Annotated in this window: 14 protein-coding genes, 1 other RNA gene and 3 pseudogenes; 6 read left to right on the plus strand and 12 right to left on the minus strand. The window is 71.2% G+C overall.

Going from position 1 to position 18125, the window contains the following annotated elements; translation table 11 throughout:
- Positions 1–21: 21 nt before the first annotated feature.
- The 6 genes and pseudogenes from ACZ7OO_RS09025 to ACZ7OO_RS09050 form a co-directional block, all read right to left on the minus strand.
- Complete coding sequence (locus ACZ7OO_RS09025) at positions 22–2133, minus strand: AIPR family protein (protein WP_471503001.1); 2112 nt, start codon at positions 2131–2133, stop codon at positions 22–24.
- A gap of 23 nt (positions 2134–2156) precedes the next feature.
- Entirely contained in the window at positions 2157–3521 is a 1365-nt protein-coding gene (locus ACZ7OO_RS09030; protein WP_471503002.1) for a hypothetical protein, read from the minus strand.
- 472 nt (positions 3522–3993) lie between these two features.
- Positions 3994–4399, minus strand: an RNA gene (gene rnpB / locus ACZ7OO_RS09035) — RNase P RNA component class A.
- A gap of 18 nt (positions 4400–4417) precedes the next feature.
- On the minus strand, positions 4418–5380 hold the full coding sequence (locus ACZ7OO_RS09040; protein WP_471503004.1) for a DMT family transporter: 963 nt from the start codon (positions 5378–5380) through the stop codon (positions 4418–4420).
- 16 nt (positions 5381–5396) lie between these two features.
- The gene (locus ACZ7OO_RS09045) at positions 5397–6227 is read right to left on the minus strand and encodes an AraC family transcriptional regulator (protein ID WP_471503006.1); all 831 of its coding nucleotides are present in this window, start codon (positions 6225–6227) and stop codon (positions 5397–5399) included.
- Positions 6228–6265: 38 nt separating this feature from the next.
- Positions 6266–6704: pseudogene (locus ACZ7OO_RS09050) on the minus strand (helix-turn-helix domain-containing protein).
- 86 nt (positions 6705–6790) lie between these two features.
- Between ACZ7OO_RS09050 and ACZ7OO_RS09055 the strand changes: the two are divergent.
- Both ACZ7OO_RS09055 and ACZ7OO_RS09060 read left to right on the plus strand, forming a co-directional pair.
- Positions 6791–7943, plus strand: a pseudogene (locus ACZ7OO_RS09055) (FAD-dependent monooxygenase); the annotation flags it as partial.
- Positions 7944–7996: 53 nt separating this feature from the next.
- Positions 7997–8215: pseudogene (locus tag ACZ7OO_RS09060) on the plus strand (MerR family transcriptional regulator); the annotation flags it as partial.
- A 63-nt stretch (positions 8216–8278) separates the two neighbouring features.
- Here the strand turns inward: ACZ7OO_RS09060 and ACZ7OO_RS09065 are convergent.
- Positions 8279–9715, minus strand: coding sequence for an RNB domain-containing ribonuclease (locus ACZ7OO_RS09065; RefSeq protein WP_471503008.1), 1437 nt, complete (start codon positions 9713–9715; stop codon positions 8279–8281).
- A 100-nt stretch (positions 9716–9815) separates the two neighbouring features.
- Between ACZ7OO_RS09065 and yaaA the strand changes: the two genes are divergently transcribed.
- Both yaaA and ACZ7OO_RS09075 read left to right on the plus strand, forming a co-directional pair.
- Entirely contained in the window at positions 9816–10598 is a 783-nt protein-coding gene (yaaA, locus tag ACZ7OO_RS09070) for a peroxide stress protein YaaA (RefSeq protein ID WP_471503010.1), read from the plus strand.
- Positions 10599–10670: 72 nt separating this feature from the next.
- Complete coding sequence (locus tag ACZ7OO_RS09075; RefSeq protein WP_471503012.1) at positions 10671–11321, plus strand: bifunctional 4-hydroxy-2-oxoglutarate aldolase/2-dehydro-3-deoxy-phosphogluconate aldolase; 651 nt, start codon at positions 10671–10673, stop codon at positions 11319–11321.
- Here ACZ7OO_RS09075 and ACZ7OO_RS09080 read toward each other — a convergent pair.
- Genes ACZ7OO_RS09080 through ACZ7OO_RS09090 form a run of 3 tightly spaced genes read right to left on the minus strand, consistent with a single transcriptional unit; the run spans position 11293 to position 14171 of the window.
- Positions 11293–12567, minus strand: coding sequence for a bifunctional RNase H/acid phosphatase (locus tag ACZ7OO_RS09080; RefSeq protein WP_471503014.1), 1275 nt, complete (start codon positions 12565–12567; stop codon positions 11293–11295). The two genes, ACZ7OO_RS09075 and ACZ7OO_RS09080, sit on opposite strands and share 29 nt — an antisense overlap.
- A gap of 24 nt (positions 12568–12591) precedes the next feature.
- Complete coding sequence (locus ACZ7OO_RS09085; protein ID WP_471503408.1) at positions 12592–13335, minus strand: zinc ribbon domain-containing protein; 744 nt, start codon at positions 13333–13335, stop codon at positions 12592–12594.
- Positions 13332–14171 (minus strand): Nif3-like dinuclear metal center hexameric protein, encoded by an 840-nt coding sequence (locus ACZ7OO_RS09090; protein ID WP_471503016.1) that lies wholly within the window; start codon positions 14169–14171, stop codon positions 13332–13334. Before ACZ7OO_RS09090 ends, ACZ7OO_RS09085 begins: the two co-directional genes overlap by 4 nt.
- A 187-nt stretch (positions 14172–14358) precedes the next feature.
- Here ACZ7OO_RS09090 and ACZ7OO_RS09095 point away from each other — a divergent pair, with 187 nt between their 5' ends.
- Positions 14359–15639, plus strand: coding sequence for a hypothetical protein (locus ACZ7OO_RS09095; protein ID WP_471503018.1), 1281 nt, complete (start codon positions 14359–14361; stop codon positions 15637–15639).
- Between the two features lie 117 nt (positions 15640–15756).
- Positions 15757–15909 carry a hypothetical protein gene (locus ACZ7OO_RS09100; RefSeq protein ID WP_352218582.1) on the plus strand — a complete coding sequence of 51 codons (153 nt, stop codon included), beginning with the start codon at positions 15757–15759 and terminating at the stop codon, positions 15907–15909.
- 99 nt (positions 15910–16008) lie between these two features.
- On the opposite strand, the gene ACZ7OO_RS09105 is transcribed toward ACZ7OO_RS09100, so the two are convergent.
- Both ACZ7OO_RS09105 and ACZ7OO_RS09110 read right to left on the minus strand, forming a co-directional pair.
- Positions 16009–17013: a 3-oxoacyl-ACP reductase gene (locus tag ACZ7OO_RS09105; RefSeq protein ID WP_471503020.1), complete on the minus strand. Its 1005-nt coding sequence runs from the start codon at positions 17011–17013 to the stop codon at positions 16009–16011.
- A gap of 11 nt (positions 17014–17024) precedes the next feature.
- Complete coding sequence (locus tag ACZ7OO_RS09110) at positions 17025–18101, minus strand: Zn-dependent alcohol dehydrogenase (RefSeq protein WP_471503022.1); 1077 nt, start codon at positions 18099–18101, stop codon at positions 17025–17027.
- Between the last annotated feature and the right edge of the window lie 24 nt (positions 18102–18125).

Here is an 18125-nt window from a genome sequence, read left to right on the forward strand (position 1 = left end):
GCCGGTGCGGTGTACACGCCGTCAGACCTCGTCCTCGGCCTCGTCCTCTTCGCTGTGGATGCGCCGAGCCAGATCCCACAGGCTCAGGCCATCCGACTGGAACCAGCGAGCCGTTCCCTGATTGGCAACGGGGCGCTCGCCCCAGTCGGCGTCCGCCCACATCTTCGACACCAGCCCGGACGGCGAGTACTGCTGCTCGTCGTATGCCCACAGGATCGACTTGGTCCGATGATTGACCCAGGTCGCCTGGCGCCGCCGTTCGTCTTGGACAAGCCACTCCTCCATGGCGTCGCGCTCGGGCTCGTTCAGAGCCACGTACCGGAGAGGGGCTCCGTCCTTGATGACACGGCGGTCGACCAGGAGCGGCACGGTGTTCGGGCGACGCGGCTTGCGCTCCTTCACAGGAGGTGCGGGAACGGCGACGCCATCGGCCAGGTCGCCGAGGACATGCTTCGCGAGCTCCCGGCACGTCTCCGTGGTCTGGAAGGCAGTCCTGATCTGGGGACGCGACCCGTGAAGAGTGACGATCTGGTGCGTCAGCCGGCGCACCAGGTCCGGTACGAGGGCGGGGATCTTCTCCAGGACCTCGCTGTCCCAGTCGAAGTCGGGGTCATCGATGCTCGTGCCCCCGAGATGCTGAAAGAGCAGGTGGGTGACGAGAAAGCCACCATGCTCGGTGGTCGCGGCCTCGCGGCTGTTCTGACCACTGCCCAGTTCGTAGACCGCGCTCCGTGCCGCGCGCAGCGTGAGCACGGAGCGCCACACCTTCTGCGGCGAGGGTTCGCGTTTGAACAACAGGGTGTGGCTGCCCTTGGGGCCCTGCTCCCAGAGGTTCTCCGTCGAACTGGCGGCCCGGGCGGCCTGTTCCGCATCCGGGTGCAGGCACGCGAGGGCGAGAGCGAGTTCGTCCAGTGAACAACCGGTCTCGGGCGCGGCGACCGGCTCACCGCGCTTGATCACGTACTGCTTGCGCAGTTCGGCGCGCAGGTTGGCCTTGATCGCCTGGTGCACCGGTTCCAGCGCGATGTGATCGCGCTGCTCGATGGCGTTCTGCCGGTTCGCCGCCTGCGAGACCTGGACGCCGAACTCCCGGTCTTCGTGCGTGTTGATGACCTTGATGCTCAGGGTGGCGTTGGCCGCGGCCTCACCGTCGTCATGCATGGCCCTGGCGACAGCCCGTACCGTCTGAGCGCCGTTGACGATGCTCGCCCCCGTCACGGTGAGAGTGGTCGGCCTGCTCTGCGGTGCCTTGGCGCTGTCGTTCTTCGCCGTGAGCGAGTCGCAGATCATGGTGATGCCGTTGTTCAGGTGCCAGAATCTGGTGGGATCGGAGGTAAGGGTCAGCCCGATCTCCGCATTGGTGACGGTGGTCCCGAGCGGGGCCCGGAGATTCTGCTCGAACAGGCCGGTACCGTGCGTCTCGTACCACTCGGCGACACTCTCGGCGGAGACCGTGCCCTGATAGGCCTCGAGTGGTCCCTTCTGCTGGTACCAGTCGTCAAGGCGTACGTCCAGACAGATCGGCTCCGGCCGAAGATCCGCGTGGATCTGGTCATGGAAGTCTGCGGCGTACAGCACCTCGACGCTCATGCGGGCGCCATGTTTGTTGAACTCGTCGAGAGCGTTGTCGAGAACCTCGCGTGCGGGTGGAGAGGGCTCCACAGTGCCCATCAGCGCGATGACCAAAGTGGCTCTCTCGTTGACGATGAACGGCCTGGCCTCCAGGGCGAGCGCGCCGGCACGCTGGTTGAACTGGTCGTACAGCTCGTTCTCGATACGGTTCAGGCCGTCCACCATCGCCTTGGCTGCGCCCACGTCGAAGGTCGCCGTGCCCTTGTCGCTCCACTTCGCCTGGACGAGCAGAGCCCGTCGGCTGTCTGGCAGGGGGGCGATGGCGTCCATTCCCTGGTCCGCGATGCCGTCCGTGACGAACCGGGCCGCCTCGGCCACGCTGCACTTGGCCACGCGTCGTACCGCGAGGGCGGCGAGGGCACGAGAGAGGAAGCGCTGCTCGTAGTTGTCCCCTCGGAAGTGGGCGATGTCGCTGTCGTCTATCACCCCGTCGAATGTCTCGTGCAGTTGCTCGCGGACCTGCGTTACCTGGCGAGGCGTGTCCGCCCCCGAGCTGGCCATGGTTGGTTGCCTTCCTGGTGGCGTCATGCGATGCCCTGAGCCCGCATCCCGATCCCTGAGCCGTTGCCACGCGGCCGACTGCTGAAGTCGACGAACACCAAGGCGACACCAGCCGTTTCAACAGTGGCCTCCACCCAGTCCAGGGCGACCCCGAAGGGCACGTCGCGCGCACCGAACCAACCGTCGCGCACCAAGCCGGCGAAGCCGGTCGGCACCATGTGGCGGGTGAGCATGTCGGTGGAAAGACATGGGAGACCATGCACCGCGGCGGCCGAAACCGCTGCCGCAATCTGGCCGTAGGGGTAGATCGCGCCGGGGCTCGTCCGGTGCAGAGCAGCGGTGAAGGGCACCTGCTCGTGAATGCGGAGAAAGAGAGGGTCGTTCAGCAAGCCGTAATCGTCTGCGCTGCGTTGGGCGGGTCTCGGCAGGCGGTGAACACGGCCGAGGAAATCGTCCAGACTGTGCCGGGCGTCGGACGACAAGAGCTCGTTCGGGTCAGGACACAGGTAGCGCAGTACGACGAGCGTCCGGGTGTCGACGTGGTAGTAGTGGGCGTCGAGGGTGCCCTCCCCACCATCGACCACCCACCGATCGGTTATCGACGTGACCTCGAAGTCATAGCTTTGGCGGCCTCCGCCGCTCACGAATGCCCGGGCTACGGTCTCACCGACATCGCTGAACCTCTCAGCTGCCCGCCCACGAATGTCGTCGAGCATCGGCTGAACCGGTGTCCCGGTGAGCCCGCTCAGGAAGCCTGCCCGGGCGGCCGTCCTGTCCCAGCCGCGTACCAACGCGAAGTCCTTCGGGTCCAACCCGGCTATCCTGGCGAAGAGCAGCAGAGCGTCACGCTCATCGCGCCAGCGGAGCTCCCGGTCGCTCCAGCCTTCGCCGTCGTCGAGCAACGGCAACAGCCTCTGGACTTCCCTCTCGACATCAGGGGAGATGCGCCGGAGATTGGCGAACACCATGTCCGCGCCGACAGTGACAGGACCGCTCTCCGGTAACGACCTCGCGAGTGCACCGTCCCGCTCGCCGCCGGCGCACCAGAGCCCCGAGAAAGGCACCAGGCCCCGAAGCCTTCGCGCACAGGTGACGACGACCTTCCGGTCCCGGTCGGTCTCATGAGCGGGGCGCACGATACTTAGCCCCCAGATCCGCTCCGGTTGCTCCCCGCCATCTTCGTCATCCTGCTGATCGGCAGGGGCAAGCAGGATCGCGAGGTGTGACTTGACCTCGGGCCAGTCACGGCAGGATTGGGAATAGGACCTTTCCTTGGTGTGGTCGCCATCGAGCAGGCGAAGTAAGCCATCGTCAGGGCGCAGAATCGCCAGCCGCGGCGATCGCGCCGAAGACGGGAAACCTACCCGCCTTGGTTGTGCGAATGTCATCCACTCCCCCGAACAGCCTGCCACCACGCCGAGCCAGAAACAGAGGAATGGTAGCGCGCCAGCTCAAGCTTCCGGCTTGCACGTCCCCAGGTCGCTGCCCCGCCAACTCCGTTACGTCTTCTTCCAGTTCCTCAAAGACCAAGCCTACGGACCCACCGATTGCCTGACGTCCGATCAACGGCGCGCGCAGGTCGTTGTCCCCCGCATAAAATGGCCCACCCTGGAAATTGCAGCCGTCCGCTGATGGCGGGTGCCTTGCATTCGGGCAAGCCGGGCAGTAGTGCACAGAGAATCACCGCAGCCCAGTGATCAGGGCAAGTGCCCACAAGGGCCACGTGGGTGGCTACCTTCGTGGCTACGCTCGTAACCGTGAGGTCCGGCTTGAACCGGTACGGACCGGGGTTCGATCAAGCTCCTGACCGGCCAAAAGGGCCCCTGACCAGCATGTTCCCTGGTCAGGGACCCTCAGCGGCAGACGAGTCGGGCTGTACGCCGGGTTCTGTTCCCCGGTCCCTCGCGGGTGCCGGGGTGACGGCCATCCATCTAGGGCCGGTGTTGCCACCGGCCTCGTGCGGTCTACCCGGGGGCTCGGGCGGGCAGCCCTCGAACGTCCCCGCAGGGCCGCCTGTTACGGCGGCCCCTCTTGACCTTGCTCCGGGTGGGGTTTACCTAGCTGCCCAGGTCGCCCTGGGCACTGGTGGTCTCTTACACCACCGTTTCACCCTTACCGAGGACCGAGGTCCCCGGCGGTCTGCTTTCTGTGGCACTGTCCCGCGAGTCGCCTCGGGTGGCCGTTAGCCACCACCCTGCCCTGTGGAGCCCGGACGTTCCTCGGGAAGCCCCCGGAGGGAACTCCACGCGGCCGTCCGCCCGGCTCGTCTGCCGTGTCCACCATGTTACCGGGCGCCGGCCTCGTCTCGTTCCGGCCGGGGGGCCGGGGCCGGTCCGCGGCGGAGCCACTGTCGGGCGGGACGCACCGGAACCGGGTCTGCCGACTCCTTCGGTGCCGAGGCCATCGTCGCCAGCACCGACCCCGCCAGGATCAGCGCGAAGGAGACCGCGATCGTGGCGGTGAAGCGCTCGTCCAGGAAGAGGGCCCCGGCCGCCACCGCCACCGCCGGGTTGACGTACGTGATCACCGTCGAGCGGGTCGGGCCTATCTCCTTGATGAGCTCCAAGAAGGCGACGAAGGCCACCGCGGTGCACAGGACGCCCAGGGCGAGGAGGGAGAGGAGAGCCCCGGAAGAGGGCATCGAGGTGGGCCAGGTCGCGGCCGCCGCGGGGGCGTAGACGATCGTCGCCAGGGTCAGGCACGGCGCTATCAGCTGCAGCGTCGGGACGTCCTTCAGGCGGCGGGCCGCTATCAGGGGCGCTGTCGCGTAGCCGATCACCGTGAGCAGGACCTCGCCCAGGGAGCGGGCGTCGCCGCCGGTGAGGTGGGGGACGGTCAGGACGCCCACGCCGGCCAGGCCGATCAGGAGGCCCGTCACCCGTCGTACTCCCAGGTGTTCCGTGTCGCCGAAGTAGCGAGCCGCGACCACGCCCACGATCGGTACGCCCGCTATCAGCAGGCCCGCCGTGGAGCTGGACAGGTGGCGTTCGGCGTCCGTGAGCGTGAACCAGGGGCCCATGATCTCTATGCATGCGAAGGCCAGCATCGGGCGCCAGTGGGTGCGGATCGTCAGCCACAGGCCTCCCTGGCGGATCGCCAGCGGGAGGAGGAGCAGGGCGCCCACAGCACAACGCGCGAACACCACCATCGACGGGGACACCTCGTCCACCGCCACCTTGATCATCAGATAGGGGATGCCCCAGATCACTCCCATGAGGGAGAAGAGAAGCCAGCCTCGTGCAGTCATGCGCACAGCATCGGTGTCATGACCGTGCCGCGTCTTGAACGCTGTTGCGGTACGCCGCCGGGGTCACCCCCAGCACCCTGCGGAACCAGCGGGTGAGGTGGGCCTGGTCGGCGAAGCCCACCAGTGTCGCCACCTCCGCCGGGCGCAGGCCCGAGTCCAGGAGGGCGCGGGCCCGGGTCACCCGGTACTGGGCCAGCCAGGCGTACGGCGGGACTCCCATCGTCGTACGGAAGGCCCTGAGGAGCTGGTAGCGGGAGAGACCCAGGTCTGCGGCCAGGGCGGAGAGTGAGGGTGGGGCCGTCAGTTCGTCGGCCAGTCGGTCTCGGACCTGGAGGGATATCCCCTGCGCCCCGGGGACGTGGTCCCTCGCCGGGCGGGCCGTGGAGTGGCGGCGGGACAGGGCCGTCAGCAGCCAGGGGAGGCGGGATTCCGCTTCCAGCGGGTCGGGGCAGGTGGCCAGGTCGGTGTGGGCCTGGCGGAGGGCCGCGGCCAGTTCCGGGTCGTCCAGTACCGGCTCGCGGAAGTGCGGTGTGCCGGCGCCCAGGGTGCCCTCCGCCAACAGGGACGGGTCCGCGTACAGGGCACGGTAGGCGTAGCCGTCGGTCGTGGTGGCCGGGCGCCCCGTGTGCATTTCGCCCGGCGCCAGGACGACGATCGAGCCGGGACCGTTGTAGACGCGGCCGCCTCGGTAGTCGATCACCTCGGAGCCACCCACGCACACCCCGATGGTGAACTCGGCGTGTGCGTGCGGGGCGTAAATGTGGCGTTCGAAATGCGCCGTCAGCAGGTCCAGCGGCGGCCCGCAGCTGCCCAGCTGAGCCCTCGTCCACCGTGCTTGTTCCGCCACCTTCGGCACCCCCCCTGTGAGCTAAGGGTGCAACGCCTTCAGGCACCGGTTCCATGCCCCATCCGCTCCAGCGTGTCGAACGCCGCTCCCATCCGCGCCCGGTGGTCCTCGACGACCTCCGCGAACGGGTGGCCCGCGAGCTGGCGCCGTACGGAGGTGACACACACCGAGCGGTACGCGGCGACGGTCACCGCCGCCACCAGTTCCGCGTCCGTGACCCCGGCTTTGGCGAGCGCTCCGGCCAGTGCCCGTTCCACCTCCTCGGCCGCCTCACGGGCGCGTGCCAGCAGCGCCGGTGACTCGGCGACGACCGGCCAGAAGCCCTCGAAGCCCTCCCCCACCCCGCCCTTCCGGGATGCGGTCGAGGAACAGGTCCTCCTTGCGCGGGAAGTAGTTGAAGACGGTCATCGCCGAGACACCGGCCGCCCGCGCGACCTCCGCGACCGTCACCTGGTCGAAGCCGTGCTCCCGGAACATCACCGTCGCGACGTTCGAGATCCGCTGCCGCGTCTCCCGCTTCTTGCGCTCCCGAAGGGACTCCCCTGGCCTGTTCTCATCTCGGTGTCCCGCAGGCCGACCTGGAGCGGATCCTGGCCGCCCGCGCCGAACGGCTCGGCGTCGAGGTCCGCCGGGGCGTGGAGCTGACCGGCTTCGACGCCGAGGAGGACGGGGTCACCGTACGGCTGGGCGCCTCCGAGGCGGTCCGGGCCGGCCGGCTCGTCGGGTGCGACGGCGGGCGGAGTACCGTCCGCAAGCTCGCCGGGATCGACTTCTCCGGTACCGAACCGGAGATCACCGGCTATCAGGCCGTCGTCGAGATGAGCGGAGGCGAGCGGCTGGGGACCGGGTGGAACACCACCGACGTCGGGACGTACGTCAACGGGCCCTTCCCCGGCCGGATCCTCACCGTCGAGTTCGACGGGCCGCCAGCCGACCGTTCCGCGCCCATCACCGCCGAGGAACTCCAGGCCGCCCTGCGCCGGGTGTCGGGTGCCCGAGGTGACCATCCACCAGGTGCACTCGTCGACCCGGTTCACCGACAACGCCCGGCAGGCGACCACCTACCGCAAGGGCCGGGTGCTGCTCGCCGGGGACGCGGCGCATGTGCACTCGCCGTTCGGCGGACAGGGGCTCAACCTCGGGCTCGGCGACGCCCTGAACCTCGGCTGGAAGCTCGCCGCCGTCGCACGCGGCACGGCCCCGGAAGCCCTCCTCGACAGCTACTCCGCCGAACGGCACCCGATCGGCGCCTGGGTGCTGGACTGGACCCGCGCCCAGATCGCCGTGATGCGGCCCGACCGGCACGCCCGCGCGCTGCGCCGGGTGCTCACCGATCTCGCGCAGACCAAGAACGGGACGACGTACCTCGTCAAGCGGATCTCCGGTGTCTGGCAGCGGTACGACCTGCCCGGGGAGCACCCGCTGACCGGGCGGAGCGCCCCTGACCTGGAGTTCTCCGACGGCACCCGGCTCGGCGACCGGCTGCACGGCGGCCGGGCGGTTCTGTTCGACCTCGCGGACGACCCGAAGCTGCGTGCCCGGGCGGAGGGGTACGGCGACCGGGTGGACGTCGTCGGTGCGGTCTGCCCGGGGCGGCCGGAGCTGACCGGTCTCCTCGTGCGGCCCGACGGTTTCGTGGCCTGGGCCGCGGACGGGGACGACGACCGGGGAGACGACCTCGACGACGCTCTGACCCGCTGGTTCGTCACCGCCTGAGGCTGCGGCTGCTCGGTTGACCCCGCCACGACGTCAACGTCCGTACCGGTGGTGTGCGGATCGGAGAACTCGCCGCCGGCGTCGGCGTCACCACGCGCGCGGTGCGGCACTACCACCACCTGAGCCTGCCGCCCGAGCCCGCGCGGCTCTCCGACGTCGCCCGCTCTCGGCTTCGCCGGAGCGGGCGGGCCCCCGTCCGGGACCACGCCCGCCGCCATGCCGTGGTCCTCGCCCGGATCCGGCGGCTGACCGAGCCGGGGCTCGGACGGGCCGCCGACGCGAGGTGAGCGTCGTGCGGTTCCACGCCGACGACGCCACCGGTCTCGTACGACAGGTCACGCGGGCGCGAACCGCACCTTCGCCGTCCCCGGATCGGCCTGGGTCAGCCGCACCGGCAACCGCTCGCCCAGCGGAAGAGGCGCGCCGCCCTCGATTCGGCCAATGACGGCGGGCTGCTGCAACAGCACCTTCCCCACGGCCGGCTGACGCGGCTCGACCTCCACCACGCACCCGTCGAAGACCTCCCCGACCCGGTCCTTGAGCAAGGCCGCCTCGACGATGTCGACGCACTCCCGCTCCACCGTGCCCGCGCGCCGCGAGCCCTCGGCCATCTCCTTGGGGAGCAGGTGCAACGCCATCAGCACCCAGTCGGGCGGAGTCTCGCCGGCCGCCGCCGCCAGGCACAGCTCCGAGGCGTAGCGGTCGGCCAGGCGGCGCAGGGGCGCGGTGCAGTGCGCGTAGGGGGCGGCCACGGCCGCGTGGGTCGTGACCGCGGGCACCACGCCGTCCCGGAAGACGGTGTAGCCCGCGCCGCGCAGCAACGTGGTGCACTCCTGGAGGAAGGCCGCGTGGCGGGGGCGGCGGGGGTTCAGGGAGCGGATCAGCGCGGCGTACGAGACATGGTGCGGCCAGTCGATGTGCAGGGCGGTGGCGGTTCGGCGCAGTCGCGCCACCGCGCCGTCGGGGGCGGTGGGCAGGGTGCGCAGTACGCCGGTGCCGTGGGCCAGCATCAGATCGGCGGCGGCCATGCCGGTGAGCAGGGAGATCTGGGCGTTCCAGGCCTCGGCGGGCAGCGGGGTTCGGTAGCTGAGCTGGTAGGTGTGGTCGTACTCGACGATCTCCTGCTCCGGCACGTTGAGCGAGATGCCGCCGCGCTCCACCTCCAGCCGCTCGCGTGCCTCGCCGATCTCCTTGAGCAGGGCGAGGGGTTCCTCGGCGGTCCCGTCGTCGATGTGCTGCTGCACGTCCGCGTAGTCCAGCTTGGCCCGGCTGCGGACGAGGGACCGGCGGACGTCGGCGGTCAGCATCCGGCCGTCTTCGTCCAGGTCGATGGTCCACAGGACGGCCGGGCAGGTCTGCCCGGCGAGCAGGCTGGCCGCGCCCTCGCTCAGTACGTCGGGGTGCAGCGGGACCCGCCCGTCCGGGAAGTAGAGCGTGTTCACGCGGTGGTGCGCCTCGGAGTCCAGCGCGCCGCCGGGCACGACGAAGGCGGCGACGTCGGCGATGGCGTACCGGACGCGGTAGCCGCCGTGGTGCCGGGCGAGGTGCATCGCCTGGTCGAGGTCGTTAGCGGTGGGCGGGTCGATCGTGAAGAAGGGGAGGTCGGTCGCGTCGTGGGCGGGCACGGCCGGGTATCTGGCGGCGCCCTCGGCCTCCGCGGTCACCTCGGGCCGGAAGGCGTCCGGTACGCCGAGGTCGGACCGGAGCGCGGCGAGCGCGGCCCGGAGGGGGGCCTCGGGGGCGCCCTTGACACGGATGTGGCGGCTGGGCATACGACGAGCGTAGTCACATCGCGCCGCTGTGGCGCTTTACGCTGGCGCGAAGCGTTGATGACGAAATTGATGTTGGACTTGACGGTGAAGAGGAGTACGTGTGCTGGTCCTGCTGCCGCCCTCGGAAGGCAAGGCGTCCTCAGGCCGTGGTGCCCCGCTGAAGCCGGAGTCGCTGTCCCTGCCGGGGCTCGCGGACGCCCGAGAGGCCGTGCTCGCCGAGCTGGTCGACCTGTGCGCCGGTGACGAGGAGAAGGCGCGCGAGGTCCTCGGGCTGAGCGAGGGGCTGCGCGGTGAGGTCGCCAAGAACGCGGGGCTGCGGACGGCGGGCGCGCGGCCGGCCGGGGAGATCTACACGGGGGTGCTGTACGACGCTCTCGGCCTGGCCTCTCTGGACGCGGCCGCGAAGAGGCGGGCCGCGCGGTCGCTGCTGGTGTTCTCGGGGTTGTGGGGCGCCGTCCGGGTGACGGACCGGATCCCGTCGTACCGCTGCTCGATGGGGGTGAGGCTGCCTGGGCTCGGCGCGCTGGGGACGCACTGGCGGAAGCCGATGGCGGAGGTGCTGCCGGAGGCGGCCGGGGCGGGGCTGGTGCTGGATCTGCGGTCGGCGGCGTACTCGTCCGCGTGGAAGCCGAAGGGGGAGGTGGCCTCGCGGACGGCGACCGTGCGGGTGCTGCATGCGCCGACACGCAAGGTGGTGAGCCACTTCAACAAGGCGACGAAGGGGCGGATCGTACGGTGCCTGCTGGCCGCCGGGATCGCGCCGGGTGGCCCGGGCGAGCTGGTGGAGGCCTTGCGGGACCTGGGGTACGAGGTGGAGGCCGTGGCGCCGGGGAAGGCTGGGCAGGCGTGGGCGCTGGACGTGCTGGTGGAGGAGGTTCACTAGGGGCGACACTGCGCATTGCAGCATGCGCAACGCGCTTTGCGCGGTGCGCATCACCCCGGCAGGATGTCGGCCATGCCCACCTCCATGCCCACCTCCGTGCTGGACCTCGCCCCCGTCGTCCCCGTCGTCGTGATCGAGGACGCCGGCGATGCCGTGCCGCTCGCGCGGGCGCTGGTGGCCGGGGGGCTGCCCGCGATCGAGGTGACCCTGCGGACCCCGGCGGCGCTCGACGCGATCCGGGCGATCGCCGACGCCGTGCCGGACGCGGTGGTCGGGGCGGGGACCGTACTGACGCCCGGGCAGGTCACGGAGTGCGTGGCGGCCGGGGCGCGGTTTCTGGTGAGCCCGGGGTGGACGGACGGGCTGCTCGGGGCGATGGTGGCGTCCGGGGTGCCGTTCCTGCCGGGCGTGTCGACCGCCTCGGAGGTGATCGCGCTGCTCGAACACGGGGTGCGGGAGATGAAGTTCTTCCCGGCGCAGGCCGCCGGCGGCACTGCCTATCTGAAGTCCCTTGCGGGTCCGCTCCCGCAGGCCCGCTTCTGCCCGACCGGAGGGATCGGCGCGGACAACGCCCCGGAGTACCTCGCCCTCCCCAACGTCGGCTGCGTGGGCGGCACTTGGATGCTCCCGACGGACGCCGTGGCCGCCCGGGACTGGGCCCGCGTCGAGTCGCTGGCGCGGGCCGCGGCGGCCCTCAGGGACGCAGGTGGGACGTGTCGTTGAAGAGCCGTACGCTCGCGTTGCCGTCCGCGTAGTACGCCACCGCCGACAGCGAGGCCGCCGACAGTTCCATGCGGAACAGGGACTTGGCCGGGGCGCCGAGGGCGAGCCGCACGAACGTCTTGATCGGCGTGACGTGGGTGACCAGGAGGACCGTGCGGCCCGCGTAGGCGGCGACCAGCTTGTCCCTGGTGGCCGCGATGCGGGTCGCCGTCTCGGCGAAGCTCTCGCCGCCGCCGGTGGGGTGGGCCTCCGGGTCGGCGAGCCAGGCGTTCAGGTCGTCCGGGTAGCGCTCGCGGACCTCGCCGAAGGTGAGGCCCTCCCAGGCGCCGAAGTCCGTCTCCTTGAGCCCCTCCTCGATCGTGACGTCGAGACCGAGGCGGTTGGCCACGGCGGCGGCGGTCTGGCGGGTGCGGGTGAGCGGGGAGGCGAGGATCGCCTCGATCGTGCCGCGCCGGGCGAGGGCCTCGGCGGCGCGCCGCGCCTGCTCCTGGCCTGCGTCGGAGAGGGCGGGGTCGGTGCCGCCGCTGCCGGAGAAGCGTTTCTGGGGGGTGAGGGGGGTCTCGCCGTGGCGCAGGAGGACGAAGGTGGCGGGGGCGCCCATGTCTGGCGACGCCCAGCCGGAGGTTGGCTGAGGAGCCGTCGCCACGTTGCGCGCGGCGCGGGTGTCGGGGGCTACGGCTTCGGCAGTCGTCACAGTGCGAGCCGGTGGGGGCTGGTCGCGCCCACGCGGCGGAGCCGCACATGTCTCAGCCCCGCGCCCCTCACGGGGCACTGCAGCCGCCGCGGATCGAACGTCAAGCTCCGCCGTCGACGCCGAAGCCGACCACCGCTCGCCCCGCTTCCCCGCGTCCATCGCCTCGTTCGCCAGGCGGTCGGCGTGCTTGTTCTGCTCCCGTGGGATCCACTCGTACGTCACCTGCCCCGCCGGGAACACCCGTGCCGCCTCCGCCGCCAGCGGCTTCATGTCGGGGTGCTTGATCTTCCAGCGGCCCGTCATCTGCTCGACGACCAGCTTGGAGTCCATGCGGACGTGGACGACGGCGGTCGGATCCAGGTCGTGCGCCGAGCGCAGGCCCGCGAGGAGGCCGCGGTACTCGGCGACGTTGTTGGTGGTGACGCCGAGGTACTCGGCGACCTCCGCCAGCGTCTCGCCGGTCACCGCGTCGATGACCACCGCGCCGTAGCCGGCGGGGCCCGGGTTGCCCCGGGAGCCGCCGTCCGCCTCGACGATGAACTCCCTTGCCACGTAAGCCCCTTACTACTGTCCGGACTACAGGCCGGACTCGGCCGTGCGGACCAGGATGCGGCGGCAGTTCTCGCAGCGCACCACCGTGTCGGGCGCGGCGGCGCGGATCTCGTTCAGCTCGGTGATGGCGAGCTCCTGCCGGCAGCCCTGGCAGCTGCGGGCGTACAGCTTGGCCGCGCCGATGCCGCCCTGCTGCTCGCGCAGCTTGTCGTAGAGCTTCAGCAGGTCCGCCGGGACCGAGCCCGCGATGACCTCGCGCTCCTTGGTGACCGTGGCCGCCTCGGCCTCGAGTTCCCCGGAGGCGGCGTTCCGGCGGGCGGTGACCTCGTCGATCCGGCCCTGGACGGCGCCGACCCGCTCGGTCAGTTCGGCGACCCGCTCCTGGGCGGACTCGCGGCGTTCCATGACCTCCAGGACGACGTCCTCCAGGTCGCCCTGGCGCTTGGCGAGGGAGACGATCTCCTTCTGGAGGTTCTCCAGGTCCTTCGGGGAGGTGACCGCGCCGGAGTCCAGGCGCTGCTGGTCGCGGGTGGCGCGCTGGCGCACCTGGTCCACGTCCTGCTCGGCCTTGGTCTGCTCGCGGGCGGTGTCGCTCTCCTCGGTCTGCGCGGCCACGAGCAGGTCGCGCAGCTGGGTGAGGTCCTTCGTCAGCGACTCGATCTCGGCGTGTTCGGGCAGCGACTTCCGCTTGTGCGCCAACTGCTGGAGGCGGACGTCCAGGGCCTGGACGTCGAGGAGTCGGATCTGGTCGGCGGGCGCGGCGTTCAGTTGGGGGCTCCAAGGGACGGTGAGTGGCTGGTCCAGGGATCGGTGACCGTCTTGGAGACGTGCACGCGAAGGTCCCAGCCGTGGCGGTCGGAGATTTCGTCGAGCTGGGCTGCGGCCAGCTCGCACCAGGGCCATTCGGTGGCCCAGTGCGCCGCGTCGAGCAGCGCGAGGGGACTGTGGGCCACGGCTTCGGAGGCCGGGTGGTGGCGCAGGTCCGCCGTGAGGAAGGCGTCCACCCCGGCGGCGCGTACGACGTCGAAGAGGCTGTCACCGCTGCCGCCGCTGACGGCGATCGTACGGACGACGGCCTCGGGGTCGCCGGCGACGCGGATGCCCTGCGCGGTGGCGGGCAGCCGGGCGGCAGCCCGTTCGGCGAGGTCGCGGACGGTCACCGGGTGGTCCAGTTCGCAGACGCGGCCCAGGCCCCGGCGGCCCTCCGGGTCGGTGGGGTCCGGGACGAGGGGCCGTACCACCCTCAGGTCAAGGGCCCCCGCGAGCGCGTCGGAGACGCCCGGGTCGGCGGTGTCGGCGTTGGTGTGGGCGACGTGCAGCGCGATGTCGTTCTTGATGAGGGTGTGGACCACCCGGCCCTTGAAGTGGGTCGCCGCGACCGTCGTCGTACCGCGCAGATAGAGGGGGTGGTGGGTGACCAGCAGGTCGGCGCCCAGCTTCACCGCCTCGTCGACGATGTCCTGCACGGGGTCGACAGCGAAGAGGACCCGGATGACCTCCTGCCCGGGGTCGCCCACGACGGTGCCGACCGCGTCCCAGGACTCGGCCCGCTCCGGGGGCCACAGGCTCTCCAGCGCGGCGATGACTTCTGACAGACGGGGCACGAGGAAAGGCTACCTGCCTGTCCCGCGGTGCCGTACCTGCTCGCCCACGGGAGGCTACGCGCAGCACACCCGTCCCCGTTTCCTCAGGCGAATCGCCGAGTGTGCACCCGTATGTGTGAAGACGTCGGCGGCCGGTCCCCCGTCTGTGCGTGCGAAAACTAGCTTCGTTGCTGGAGGTGACCGAGCGATGACGATCTGTGCGATCGAACCCTCGGCTGCGGACGAGGACGACAGCGCGCCGAGAGCGGGCTGCACCATCACGGCGGACGGGGCTTACGCGGCCCGGCTGGCCCAGTGGGAGGGTTCCTGGTTCCCGGAGCGGTGGACGCTGGACGGCCCCGAGCCGTACGCGGTGCCGCTGCCCGGCAACCAGCCCGAGGAGCCGGGCACGGAGGTGCAGCCGATGGGTGACGGGCGGGTGCTCATCCACCGGCTGGTGGACGGCCGCCACCACTTCGCCCTGCTCTATCCGACCGGACCCGGCACCGGCGAGCTACCGCTGGGCGCGGTGGAGTGCCCGGATCCGGGTGCTTCGCTACGACTGCTGCCGCCCGCGCCGGGAGGTGTGCGGGCCTACGCGCTCGCCGTTGAGCCGCGCTCCTCCACCGTGTGGCTGGTGGCGGGCGGGGCGTTCGGGCCGGAGCGGCTCGCGGTGGTCCCGGGGCGCTGTTCGGGCGGCGTCTGGCTGGACCGGGACGGTCGGATGCTGGCCCTGGACCGGGAGCTGGGCGGGCGGACCAAGGCGGTCGTGGTCGATCTGGGGCGGGGCGGCGAGGTGTCGCCGCTGCTGCAGATCGCGGCGGACAGCGACGACCGGCTGCTGCTCGCCGACCCGGACAGCGGGCTGATCCTGGTCGGCTCGGACGCGCCCTCCCCCGGGCAGGAACGGTTGGGCTGGGGTGTCCTCGGCAGCACGCTGCCGGTGCGTTTCCCGGAGAGCCTGCGGCCGGCGGAGTGCGCGGTGACGCCGTTCGCGATCCAGCCGGGGCTGGTGCTGATGCCGGAGAGCTGCGGGGTGGCGCTGCGGATCGACGGTCCGCTCGGCAGCTGGGTGGGCGTCTGGCGGCCGAGGGAACGCGGGGTGTGCCATCTCCCGGCGCCGGAAGGGTGGTTGGCCGGCGCCGGGTTGTGGACGCGGGACGGGGTGCTGCGGCTGCCGTACGCCACGGGGGAGGTCCCGTGCGGTGTGGCGGCGGTCGCGGTGTCCTGGGGGGAGACGGGGAGTTCGACGGGGGGTTCGGGGGAGCGCGGGGGGCCGGGGGACGCGGGCCCGGGGGACGCGGGCCCGGGGGACGCGGGCCCGGGGGACGCGGGCCCGGGGGATCCGGTTCGGGACGGCACGGCTGCCGGGGCGTCGGGTACGCCGGATACGCCCGGGGAGTCGGCGGAACCGGATCCCCCGGAGCCTGTCGTGGCCCGGCCGGTGCCCCTGCAACAGGCTCCGCTGGGGCGGCTTGTAACGAAGTAGAGGTGGCTTGTAACGAAGTGGCAGCGGTCGGCGTGCCCGCCTGGATTCGCCCCGTGGTGGGCCGGTTACACTCGCCGCGCTGTTAGAAAGATCATGTTGACGGGGTGAATTCTTCCGATGAGCGACGCCAGCACGTACGAGCAGCTGTCCGCCGGCCTTCAGGAGACGGATGGCCACGGCAAACACCGTGGTGAGGTCTCGGCCCAGGACAGCGAGTCGGCCCCGAGCGGCCGGCACCGCAAGCCGGAGCCGGTCGAGTCGGCGGCCTGACGGTACGTCGACAGCGGCCCCGCCCCTTGGGGCGGGGCCGCTGTCGTTTGTCGCCTTCGGTGTGGGGCCGCTGTCGTTTGTCGCGTGTTGTGTGTCGTCCTACTGCCGCTTCAGCCCCAGCACCTCCGCCGCCGCGAAGGTCTCTCCCGGCGGCCGGTCTGCGTAGTGCGGGGTGAGCAGGGCGTCGAGTTCGTCGTAGCTGAAGGTGTCCTGCTTGCTGTCGAACTTGGCCTGGACCCGCGGCCGTTCGACGATCGCGACCATGCCTCCGTGGACGACCAGCAGCTGGCCGTTGATCCGCTCGGCGGCCGGGGACGCCAAGTAGCCGACGAGCGGGGCGACATGTTCGGGGGCGAGCGGGTCAAGGCCCTCGGTGGGCCGCTCGAACCCGGCGAAGACGTCCTCGGTCATCCGGGTGCGGGCGCGCGGGCAGATCACGTTGGCGGTCACGCCGTACTTGGCGAGGGCGAGAGCGGTGGAGGTGGTCAGGCCGACGATGCCGCCTTTCGCCGCCGCGTAGTTGGGCTGGCCCGCGGAACCGGCGAGGAAGGCCTCGGAGGAGGTGTTGACGATCCGGCCGTAGACCTTCCGGCCTCCCGCCGCCTTGGACCTCTCCCGCCAGTGCGCGGCCGCGAAGTGGGTGGTGTTGAAGTGGCCCTTGAGGTGGACCCGGATCACCGAGTCCCACTCGTCCTCGGTCATGGAGAAGACCATGCGGTCACGCAGGATGCCGGCGTTGTTGACGAGGATGTCCAACTTGCCGTAACGGGTCGTCGCGAGCGTGAGAAGGTCTCGCGCTTGTGAGAAGTCGGCGACATCCCCGGTGTGAGCGACCGCCTGGCCGCCCTCCGCGCGGATCTCCTCGGCGACCTGTTCGGCGGGACCGGTGGAGGCCTTGCCCGAGCCGTCCCGGCCCGGCTGACCGAAGTCGTTGACGACGACGGCCGCGCCCAGCCGGGCCAGTTCGAGTGCCTCGGCCCGGCCGAGCCCCCGGCCCGCGCCGGTGACGATCGCACTGAGCCCTTCGAGCGGCCTCTCCGACAGCGGCCCCTTCGACAGCGGTTTCTCCGACCCTGACGTCTCCGACACCGACCTCTCGGACATACGGCGGCCCCTCAGATCTCTATGCAGGTGCGCAGCGCGGTGCCGGTGCGCATCTGGTCCAGGGCCTCGTTGATCTCCGCCAGCGGCACCCGGTGGGTGATCAGGCCCTCCAGGTCGACGCGGCCTGCCCGCCAGAGGGCGATCGTGCGCTCGTAGGAGCGGACCACGTCCCCGCCGCCGTACATGGACGGCAGGATCCGCTTCTCGTCGAAGAACAGCTCGAACATGTTGAGCTGGAGGAAGTCGTCCATGGCGCCGGCGCCGACGACCACGAGGGTGCCGCCGCGCCGGGTGTTCTCGTACGCCGTGCGGGCGGTGGCGGACCTGCCGACGACCTCGAAGACGTAGTCGAAGCCCTCGCCGCCGGTGACCTCCTGTTTGGCGCCAAGCAGTTCGTCGGGCGGGACCGCCTTCGTCGCCCCGAACCTGAGCGCGGACTCGCGCCGGGACGCGACCGGGTCGACGGCGACGATCTCGGCCGCCCCCTTGAGCCGTGCCCCCTGGATCGCCGAGATCCCGACCCCTCCGCACCCGATCACGGCGACCGACGAACCGGCCTCCACGTCGGCCGTGTTGAGGGCCGCGCCGAGCCCGGTGGTCACCCCGCAGCCGATCAGCGCGGCGATGTCGAAGGGCACGTCGTCCGGGATCGGCACCGCGCACCCGGCGTCGACCACAACCTCCTCGGCGAAGGTGCCGGTGCCCGCGAAGCCGAAGACATCCCCGCCGTGGCGCTTGAAGTTGGGGGTGCCGGCGTTCATGAACCCGGCCAGGCACAGCTCCGTCTGCCCGCGTCGGCAGGCGGGGCACTCGCCGCAGGCCGGCAGCCAGCAGACGACCACCCGGTCGCCCGGTTTCACCCGGGTGACGCCCTCCCCCACCTCCAGGACCTCGCCCGCGCCCTCGTGGCCCGGCACGAACGGGGCCGGCTGCGGCAGCACCCCGTTCATCGCCGACAGGTCCGAGTGGCACAGCCCGGTGGCGCGCACCCGTATCCTCACCCTGCCGGGGCCGAACCCGACCGCCTCGACGTCGTCGAGGACCTCCAGCTTCTCCTGGCCTGTCTCCTGCAGTACGGCTGCGCGCATGGTGCGGCTCTCCCCTCAACTGCG

This window comes from Streptomyces sp. NPDC111744 (genome assembly GCF_055634995.1).